Origin of the sequence: Granulicatella balaenopterae (assembly GCF_900111135.1) — a bacterium.
Lineage (GTDB): Bacteria > Bacillota > Bacilli > Lactobacillales > Aerococcaceae > Granulicatella > Granulicatella balaenopterae.
Genome location: NZ_FOGF01000054.1, coordinates 1 through 9,429, shown reverse-complemented (window position 1 = coordinate 9,429; position 9,429 = coordinate 1). Strand labels below are relative to the sequence as shown.

At 33.3% G+C, this 9,429-nt stretch carries 8 protein-coding genes; all 8 read left to right on the top strand.

Features of this window, described 5'->3' with window-relative positions; genetic code table 11:
• On the top strand, positions 1-275 hold a 275-nt coding region (locus tag BMX09_RS09175), incomplete at its 5' end, for a peptidoglycan amidohydrolase family protein (protein ID WP_281242690.1).
• A gap of 372 nt (positions 276-647) precedes the next feature.
• On the top strand, positions 648-1,343 hold the full coding sequence (rnc, locus tag BMX09_RS09170) for a ribonuclease III (RefSeq protein ID WP_089747936.1): 696 nt from the start codon (positions 648-650) through the stop codon (positions 1,341-1,343).
• A 21-nt stretch (positions 1,344-1,364) separates the two neighbouring features.
• Entirely contained in the window at positions 1,365-4,925 is a 3,561-nt protein-coding gene (gene smc / locus BMX09_RS09165; RefSeq protein WP_089747934.1) for a chromosome segregation protein SMC, read from the top strand.
• 20 nt (positions 4,926-4,945) lie between these two features.
• Complete coding sequence (locus tag BMX09_RS09160) at positions 4,946-5,761, top strand: Cof-type HAD-IIB family hydrolase (RefSeq protein WP_089747933.1); 816 nt, start codon at positions 4,946-4,948, stop codon at positions 5,759-5,761.
• Positions 5,762-5,775: 14 nt separating this feature from the next.
• The gene (gene ftsY / locus BMX09_RS09155) at positions 5,776-6,780 is read left to right on the top strand and encodes a signal recognition particle-docking protein FtsY (protein WP_089747931.1); all 1,005 of its coding nucleotides are present in this window, start codon (positions 5,776-5,778) and stop codon (positions 6,778-6,780) included.
• A gap of 207 nt (positions 6,781-6,987) precedes the next feature.
• Complete coding sequence (locus BMX09_RS09150; RefSeq protein ID WP_089747928.1) at positions 6,988-8,574, top strand: PTS transporter subunit EIIC; 1,587 nt, start codon at positions 6,988-6,990, stop codon at positions 8,572-8,574.
• Positions 8,575-8,828: 254 nt separating this feature from the next.
• Positions 8,829-8,957, top strand: coding sequence for a transposase (locus BMX09_RS10540; RefSeq protein WP_218138946.1), 129 nt, complete (start codon positions 8,829-8,831; stop codon positions 8,955-8,957).
• An 80-nt stretch (positions 8,958-9,037) separates the two neighbouring features.
• Positions 9,038-9,429, top strand: a 392-nt coding sequence (locus BMX09_RS09140; RefSeq protein ID WP_143054403.1) for an RNA-guided endonuclease InsQ/TnpB family protein, incomplete at its 3' end; no start/stop codon positions are given.

Below are 9,429 nucleotides of genomic sequence, written 5' to 3'. Positions count from 1 at the left end.
CCTATGCTGGAACAACTGAAAACTTATATAAAGAAAAAGGATACCTATTCAAGGAAATTGATGCCCGAGATATTCGTCGTGGGGATGTCTTTATTGTAGGGAATGAAGGATATTCACTAGGAGAAGCTGGACATACAGGTATTGCTTATAATGATAATAGTATCTTACACTGTACATTAACAGACGAACTAGATGGTATTCATTTAACGTTGATGAAGGGATGGGTTGATGACCCAGGTTATCCTGTTCGTTGGTTTAGAATTGTGAACCAATAATAGTTGTTCGTTAAGTAATAGTGGATAGAAGAGAGTAAGAGAAATCTTAGAAATGAATAGTAGATATTAGTGAATGGATTCACTGTACAAAGAAGGTAGAAAACACTTATCAAGGAGAAAAGCATAAGCACATCTTGAAGTTGTTTTCTATCTTTTTATATTTTGAGAGTCTAATTAAGCCACTATGCACGAATAGTGTTTGTAAATAAGACGTCTGCCATAAATAGTGATGATTTTTTATCAATAACCTATATTGTAGGATTATTTTTTTATTTCCACATTATTTCTTCAAACCAGAAAAACAAATTTGTAAAATCAGCCGAAAAACCTTATAATAAGAAGGATACAGAACTATTAAAAGGAGGTAAAAAAATGTTACAAGAATTAAAAAAAAGGGTATTAGAAGAATATGGAATCCAGTTTCAAGATGAAAAATACTTAATTGAAGCAATGACACACTCATCTTATTCAAATGAGCATAAAGAAATGAATGGTGTTTATAATGAGCGAATCGAGTTTTTAGGAGATGCGGTCTTAGAATTATTTGTTTCAAGATGGTTATTCTTGCACTTTCCTAAGATGAAAGAGGGCGAATTGAGTCGTCTTCGAGCACAAATTGTTTGCGAAAAAAGTTTTGCCTTATTAGCAAAAGAATGTCGCCTAGACCAGTTTGTTCTTTTAGGAAAAGGAGAAGAAGCAATGGGCGGACGACAAAGACCAGCTTTACTATGTGACCTATTTGAAGCTTTTGTTGGTGCAATCTATTTGGATAAAGGATTTGATGAAGTGAGCCAGTTTTTAGAAAAAGTTGTTGCTTCTAAGATTCAAGATGGTAAATTCTTGCTGAATCAAGATTATAAGACAGATTTACAAGAAGAATTACAAAAACAAGGATCAGTTAAGATAGAGTATATTGTTAATAAAGAGATTGGACCATCACATGATAAAGAATTTTATGTATCAGTTTTATTAGAAGGTCAAGTATTAGCGAATGGAGTAGGCCGTTCGAAAAAAGCTGCTGAACAAGAAGCTGCAAAAATTGCACTAGAACAATTAGCAAAAAAATAAAAGTAAAGGAGAGATAACCGCATGCAATTAGATAAAATTGAAATGTCCGGCTTTAAATCATTTGCGGATAAAACGGTTATTGAATTCGATAAAGGTGTTACGGCAGTCGTTGGTCCCAATGGTAGTGGTAAGTCGAATTTATCAGAAGCAATTAAATGGGTGTTAGGAGAACAATCCGCTAAATCATTACGTGGTAAAAAAATGGATGATATTATTTTTGCTGGTTCTCAAACACGTAAATCACAAAATATTGCTGAAGTTAGTTTATATATTAATAATGAAGATAAAACATTAGCTGTTCCTCATGCTGAAGTCGTATTAACAAGACGGTTGAATCGTAAAGGGGAAAGTAATTTTTATATTAACCGAGAAGCTTGTCGATTGAAAGATATTACTAATTTGATGATGGATTCAGGTCTAGGAAAAGATTCATTTGCCTTGATTTCTCAAGGGAAGGTTGAAAAAATCTTTAATGATAAACCAGAAGACCGCCGTAGTATTATTGAAGAAGCGGCTGGTGTATTAAAGTATAAAGATCGTAAGCAACAAGCACAAAAGAAATTAAGTCAAACACAAGATCACCTAAATCGTGTAGAAGATATCTTACATGAGATTTATTCACAATTAGAACCTTTAGAAGAACAAAAAGATCAAGCGGTGAAGTTTTTAGAATTAAAAAAACAATTAGCCGATGTTGAAACGGCTGTATTAGCAGTGGAAATTGAAGAATTAAATCAACAATGGAGTACAGTAAAAAATCAAGTTAGCGATGTGAAATTTGAATTAACAAGATTAAGTGCTTTAGATAAAGAATTAGAAGAGACTTTGACGAAGCAATATGCTGACTTAGAAGCAAAAAATGAATTAGTCGACCAATTACAATTGAAATATGTCAATTTAATTCAACGTGTCGAACAATTAGATGGTGACCGTAAAGTATTAATGCAAAAGAGAGATTACTTCTTGCAAAGCGATGAAGAAAACCAAGTCTCTTTAACAGAAGCAATTACCGAACAAAAAGCTTTAGTCGAAACAATTGAAGAGTTAACCACTAAAAAAGCAGCTAAGGAAGAAGAAGTCAATACGGTAACCTTAGAATGGAAAGAATTAGTTGATCAATTAGCTACCTTAACAAAAGGGAATGAAGCAAAACTAAAAGAGACGCAAGATGATTATATTGACACTTTACAAAATGAAACAAAATTAAAAAATCAAGAGCGCCATTTAGAAAAATTAATGGAAACAAATGAACTCAATAAAGAGCGCATCGAGGAACGTAAAGATAAGCTAGAAGCTGAACTTGACGAACTGCAAAAATCATTAAATGAAGCAAATGAGAAAAAAGAAATAGCAGAAGCACAAATTATTCAAATCGAAGCCCAAATGACTGGCTCACGTGCGGAAGTTCTAGCTTTACGTACTGCCAAAGATGAAAAATCAAAAGCCTTAAATGAGAAAGAGCGTTCTTTACAAAACTTAGAAGCCCATTACCGTAGCTTGAAAAATGTATCGGAAGATTATGCTGGTTATTATCAAGGGGTAAAAGCTGTCTTAAAACATAAAGATGCAATTAGTGGTGTGATTGGTGCAGTAGCAGAATTAATTAATGTTCCAGAACAATTTGCGACAGCGATTGAGATTGCCTTAGGAGCCAATAGTCAACATATTATCGTTGAAAATGAGACTTCAGCAGCTCAAGCGATTCAATTCTTAAAACAAAGACGTGCTGGCCGTGCAACATTCTTACCAATCACCGTTATTAAGAGTCGTCAGTTACCAGCCAATGTCCAATATACTATTGAGCAGCGTCAAGGTGTAGTAGGGATTGCTAGTGAATTAGTAGAAGTATCTGAAAAATTTCAAACAATTATTGAAAATATTTTAGGGACAACCATTGTCACTGAGAATTTACATCAAGCGCAACAATTAGCTAAAGAGTTACAATATCGCTATCGTATCGTAACGTTAGAAGGGGAAGTCGTTAATGCGGGGGGGGCAATGACTGGTGGGGCAACAAATGCTAATCAAAACCAATCAATCGTCCGTCGTAATGCCCAATTACAAAAAATTACGGAAGAATTAGAGCTTGCTCGTCAATCATTTAAGACATTAGAAGAAGAATATGAATATATTGAAGCAGAATGGTTACAAAAAGCCAATCAATCACGTGAACTTGATTCAAAAGAACAAGAATTAAAACAAACTATTCAAGAAGTGACACTAAGCTTGAAATATTTAACAGAACAAGAACAATCATTAACACGTCAACATAGCGTGCAAAACTATGAATGGGAACAATTAATTGAGGAATACCAAGATCTTGAAAATCAATATATTGAAAATCATCAAGCCTTAACAAAAGCTAGTCAACATGTAATGGATTTAAAAGCTGCTTTAGATGTTTTACAATTAAGTCAAGAAGATCGTACTCACCAAATTCAAACTAAACAAATTCTCTTACAAGATGCATCAGCAAATAAAGCAACGGCTAAAGAACAATTACTACACTTAGAACGTGACTTACAAATGAGTATTGCCCAAAAGAATAAACAAGATAAACAAATTGAGATTTTAACTTCAAAAACTAGTGAACAACATCAAAGCAAAGAACAGGATGAAAAGCAACTAGAACAATTAAGCAAAGACTTCGAAAAATCAAGTCGCAAGTTAGAAAAAGTAAAAGCGCAATTAGATACAGAAAAAGAAATTCGTAATCAATTAGAACTTGATATGAAACAAGCTGAAGTACGTAAAAATCAAACTTTACAAAAATTACAAGAACTTTATAAAGAACAAACGAAACTTGAAACTAAAGCTAATCGATTTGAAATTTCGATTGATCAAAAATTAGTCTACTTAAGCCAAGAATATGAATTGACTTATGAAGCAGCTAGCGAGAAGACTCATTTGGAAGTGTCAGTTGAAGAAGCTAATCACTTAGTTCATAATTTAAAACAACAAATTGAAGCCATGGGTGCTGTCAATTTAATGGCGATTGATGAATATGAAAAAGTTCAAGAACGCTTTACTTTCTTAAAAGAACAACAAGATGATTTAATTATGGCAAAGACTAACCTAGAATCAACAATCGATGAAATGGATGAAGAAGTAAAACAACGCTTTAAGATAACTTTTAATGCGATTAAGGAACAATTCGCGATTACATTCCCACGTTTATTCGGTGGAGGTAAAGCGACTTTAGAATTAACAGATCCAAGTAATTTATTAGAGACAGGCATTGAGATTATTGCGCAACCACCTGGTAAGAAGTTACAATCATTAAGCCTATTATCTGGTGGAGAACGTGCCTTTACGGCGATTGCTTTATTATTTGCCATTCTAGAAGTAAAACCAGTACCGTTCTGTTTATTAGATGAAGTTGAAGCGGCTTTAGATGAAGCTAATGTTCAACGTTATGGTCGTTACTTAAAAGAATTTACCACTAATACGCAATTTATCGTAATTACTCACCGCCGCGGAACAATGGAAGAAGCAGATGTCTTATATGGTGTGACGATGCAAGAGTCAGGGGTTTCTCGATTGGCAAGTGTGAAATTTGATGATTTTGAAGAATTACAGTAATAAGAATTGAGGAGATTATGATGCAAGAGATTAAAGCTATTGCCTTAGATTTAGATGGAACATTATTAACAAGTGATAAAAAAATTACTGATACTACCAAGAAAGTACTGCAAAAAGCGCAAGATAAAGGAATTAAAATTGTCTTATGTACGGGGCGTGCTTTAAAAGGCGTTCGTCCGTTATTAGAAGAATTAGATTTGTTTAATGAAGATGATGTTGTGATTACCTATAATGGTGGTGTGATTCAGAAAACGAAATCACAAGAAATTTTGTTCCAAGAAGCACATACTAAAGAAGATGTCATCTATATTCATCAGGAGACAATGAAAGTTAACTTACCAATGAATATGTTAGATTTGGAATATGTCTATGAACCAACTTATCCAACTAATCGTGCGTCACGCTATCATGATATTATGGGCATGTTAGATTTCGTGAAAATGAACCCTGAAGATTTAGCAGATGACCAATTATTGAATAAAGCAGTCTTATGTTATGATGAAGCTATCTTAGATGAAGAATTTCTTAAGTTACCAGCAGAATTTACAGAGCGTTTTAATTGTATGAAATCTCGTCCGATTTTAATGGAAGTTTTACCAAAAAATGTTAATAAGGGGCAGGCTTTAGTGCATTTAGCAGCTGTTTTAGGAATGGAGATTGATAATATTATGGCTTGTGGCGATGCGGACAATGATTTGGATATGATTCGTGAAGCAGGTTTTGGTGTAGCGATGGCCAATGCTACTGAAACAGTGAAAGCAGTAGCTGACTACATTACAACAAGCAATAATGAAGATGGTGTAGCAAAAGCGATTGAATATATTTTAGAAAAATAGCGAGGAGTGAAGAAATGGGATTATTTGATAAGATAAAAAAAGCCTTTACAGGTGAAGATCCAATCTTACAAGATCAAGAGACGAAAGAGGAGTTAGTTCTTGGTAAGTACGATAAAGGAATGGAAAAGACAAGAAAGAACTTTTCAGAAAAATTAAATGAATTATTAGCCGACTTCAGAACAATCGACGAAGATTTCTTTGAAGATTTAGAAGAAGCTTTCATTGCGGGGGACGTTGGCTTTGAAATGACTTTAGCAATTACAGATGCTTTACGTGAAGAAGTTCGTATGAAAAATGCAAAATCAGGTGATGATGTTAAAGAAGCGATTATTGAAAAAATGGTTGAAATCTATGAAAAAGGCGAAAATGACTTAGCAACATTAGCCAAAGCAGATGGGCGTCCAACAGTTATGTTATTTGTTGGGGTAAATGGAGTTGGTAAGACAACAACAATTGGTAAATTAGCATGGCAATTAAAACAAGAAGGTAATAAAGTTTTATTAGCAGCTGGTGATACATTTAGAGCCGGAGCCATTCAACAATTAGAAGTTTGGGGCGAACGCATTGGTGTCCCAGTTGTAGCAGGGCGTGAAGGAGGAGATCCATCATCAGTCGTATTTGATGCAATTAAAAAAGCCAAAGACGAAAATTTTGATTACTTATTAATTGATACAGCTGGTCGCTTGCAAAATAAAATTAACTTAATGAAAGAATTAGAAAAAATGAATCGTATCATTAAACGTGAAATTGAAACAGGAGCAGATGAGACATTATTAGTGTTAGATGCAACAACTGGACAAAACGCTTTAGTACAAGCGAAACAATTTAGTGAAACAATTGATATAACTGGATTGATTTTAACAAAATTAGATGGAACAGCTAAAGGTGGGGTTATCCTTTCAATCCGTCATGAACTAGATATTCCGGTGAAATACATTGGTCTAGGTGAACAAATGGATGATTTACAAGTATTTGTACCTGAACAGTATATTTACGGTTTAATTAAAGATATGTTGTAAAAAAGTTATCCTTGAAAGCTCTCGTGAAGAACGAGGGTTTTTTTGAGTAATATTGTAAATATAATGAAAGTTAATGAAAATAATTTTATTCAATTGAAAACGTTGTATACTATGTTAAATGTTTGCAATAAAAGAAAATTTTTTGTAAACTTATAAAGAATTCTTAAGAAATGATAAGGATTTAAAAAATATAAGGGGAGAAATTATATGAAAGACAAAGTGTTTGATTCACTACAACGTTTAGGTAAGACATTTATGTTACCTATCGCATTATTACCAGTTGCTGGTTTAATGTTAGGTATCGGCGCATCATTTACTGGTGATGCATTTGTAAAAACGTATGGATTAGAAGGGATTTTAGGTCACGGAACGCTATTATTCAAAATTTTAACAGTATTAAAAGATTGTGGAGGCATTGTTTTTGCTAACTTACCATTATTATTCGCAGTAGGTGTAGCCTTAGGTATGGCTAAAAAAGTTAAAGAGGTTGCTGCTTTATCAGCAGTAGTATCATATTTAATGATGTATGCTTCATTAACAAGTGTTATTGATAATATTTTAGATATTGAAAAATTACGTGAAGTCCCAGGACTTATTGGTTCAGTATTAAGCTTCTCAGATACAATGAACACAGGAGTATTCGGTGGTATTATCGTTGGTGCGGTAGTTGCTTGGCTAACAAACAAATACTACACAATTGAATTACCAGCAAGCTTATCATTCTTCTCAGGAGTTCGTTTTGTACCAATCGTATCAGCATTTGCTGGTGTGGTATTAGGTTTCGTATTTGGTTTTGGATGGCCAATCGTTGCAAAAGGAATTGCTGGATTAGGTGTATTAGTTGCTAATTTAGATGTATTTGGTACATTTATTTATGGTTATGTTTACCGTGCGTTAATTCCATTAGGTTTACACCATGTATTCTACTTACCATTCTGGCAAACAGCAATGGGTGGAACAGCAATGGTTGATGGTCAATTAATCGAAGGTGCGCAAAATATTATCTTCGCACAAATCGAAGCTGGTCAACCAGTAAGCTATGAAGCAGCTCGTTTCTTCTCAGGTTTGTTCCCATTCATGATTTGTGGTTTCCCTGGTGCAGCATTAGCAATGTACCACACTGCTAAACCAGAACGTAAAGAAGATGTTAAAGGGTTATTATTATCAGCTTCACTAACTTCTATCTTAACTGGTATTACAGAACCAATTGAATTCTCATTCTTATTTGCTTCTCCATTATTATACTTTGGAGTTCACTGTGTATTAGCTGCATTATCATTCGTAATTATGCAAATCTTACACGTAGCAGTAGGGGTTACATTCTCTGGTGGTATTATTGACTTCTTATTATATGGTGTATTACAAGGTCAATCACACACTAACTGGATTCCAGTAGTATTTGTGGGTATTGCTTATGCATTTATCTACTATTTCGTATTCTTATTCTTCATCAAAAAATTCGATCTTAAAACACCAGGTCGTGAAGATGATGTTCAAGAATCAAAATTATATACTAAAAAAGATTACTTAGAGAAAAAAGAAGCAGGTTCATTCGACCAACGTTCAGCAGATATTGTTGAAGCATTAGGCGGAAAAGATAATCTAGTTGAAGTTGACAACTGCGCTACTCGTTTACGTGTAACCGTTAAAGATGGTAGCTTAGCTAACGAAGCAGCCTTAAAAGCAACAGGAGCTGCAGGTGTATTAATTAAAAATCAAAACGTACAAGTAATTTACGGTACAATGGTTCCAGGAATTCGTCTAAAAATTGATGAATACTTAGAAACATTATAAAATAAGACGAATTAAGTAATACGCACTTCACAATTATGTGGAGTGCTTTTTTTAAATTTAGTACCAAGAAATCTCCGAAGCTTTAGCTTCGTGGGATGAATTGTTGTATCAAGATATTTTTGATACAATCATTATTGAGGGATATAAAATGAATTATTGGAAAAGTGGAAGCCATAATAACTATTTGTGACAATATCATCTAATATTTGTATATAAATATAGAAAACGATTGCTATCAAATAAGTATATAGCAGATGATATCAAGTTATTATCACACAAAATATGTCGAAACAGATAAAGACCATATACACTATATGATTGAAACAAGAGCGAATATCAACTTATCAAATCTTGTAAAGACAATAAAATCATATACAACATAGAATATATGGAAAAAATATTCACACTTATTAAGAAAACATTTTTGGAAAGAAAAAACATTTTGGACTGATGGATATTTTATTTGTTCAATAGAAAACCAAATAAAAATTGGATACTAAAATCAGCAACTATCAGCCAAGAAAAAGACAATAAATATTATGTCAGTGTGTTATTTGAATATGTTGAAGAAGTAAGTAACGTAGAAATCACAGATAAAATAATAGGACTTGATTATAAATCAGATGGATTATACGCAGATAGCGAAGGAAAAGTGTGTGGAAGTCCTAAATATTATAGAAAATCACATAAAAGATTAGCTAAGTTACAAAGGCAATTATCGAAAAAAGAGAAAGGGTCAAATAATAGAGAAAAAGCAAGAAAAAAAGTAGCGAAATTACATAGACATATATCGAACCAAAGACTAGATTTCTTACATAAAGAATCAACAAGGATAGCCAACTTGTATGAAGTCGT

Bases quoted from the DNA above. Each gene is read 5' to 3' on its own strand.
- rnc (WP_089747936.1), top strand. From the start codon at position 648: ATGTTACAAGAATTAAAAAAAAGGGTATTAGAAGAATATGGAATCCAG.
- smc (WP_089747934.1), top strand. From the start codon at position 1,365: ATGCAATTAGATAAAATTGAAATGTCCGGCTTTAAATCATTTGCGGAT.
- BMX09_RS09160 (WP_089747933.1), top strand. From the start codon at position 4,946: ATGCAAGAGATTAAAGCTATTGCCTTAGATTTAGATGGAACATTATTA.
- ftsY (WP_089747931.1), top strand. From the start codon at position 5,776: ATGGGATTATTTGATAAGATAAAAAAAGCCTTTACAGGTGAAGATCCA.
- BMX09_RS09150 (WP_089747928.1), top strand. From the start codon at position 6,988: ATGAAAGACAAAGTGTTTGATTCACTACAACGTTTAGGTAAGACATTT.
- BMX09_RS10540 (WP_218138946.1), top strand. From the start codon at position 8,829: ATGATATCAAGTTATTATCACACAAAATATGTCGAAACAGATAAAGAC.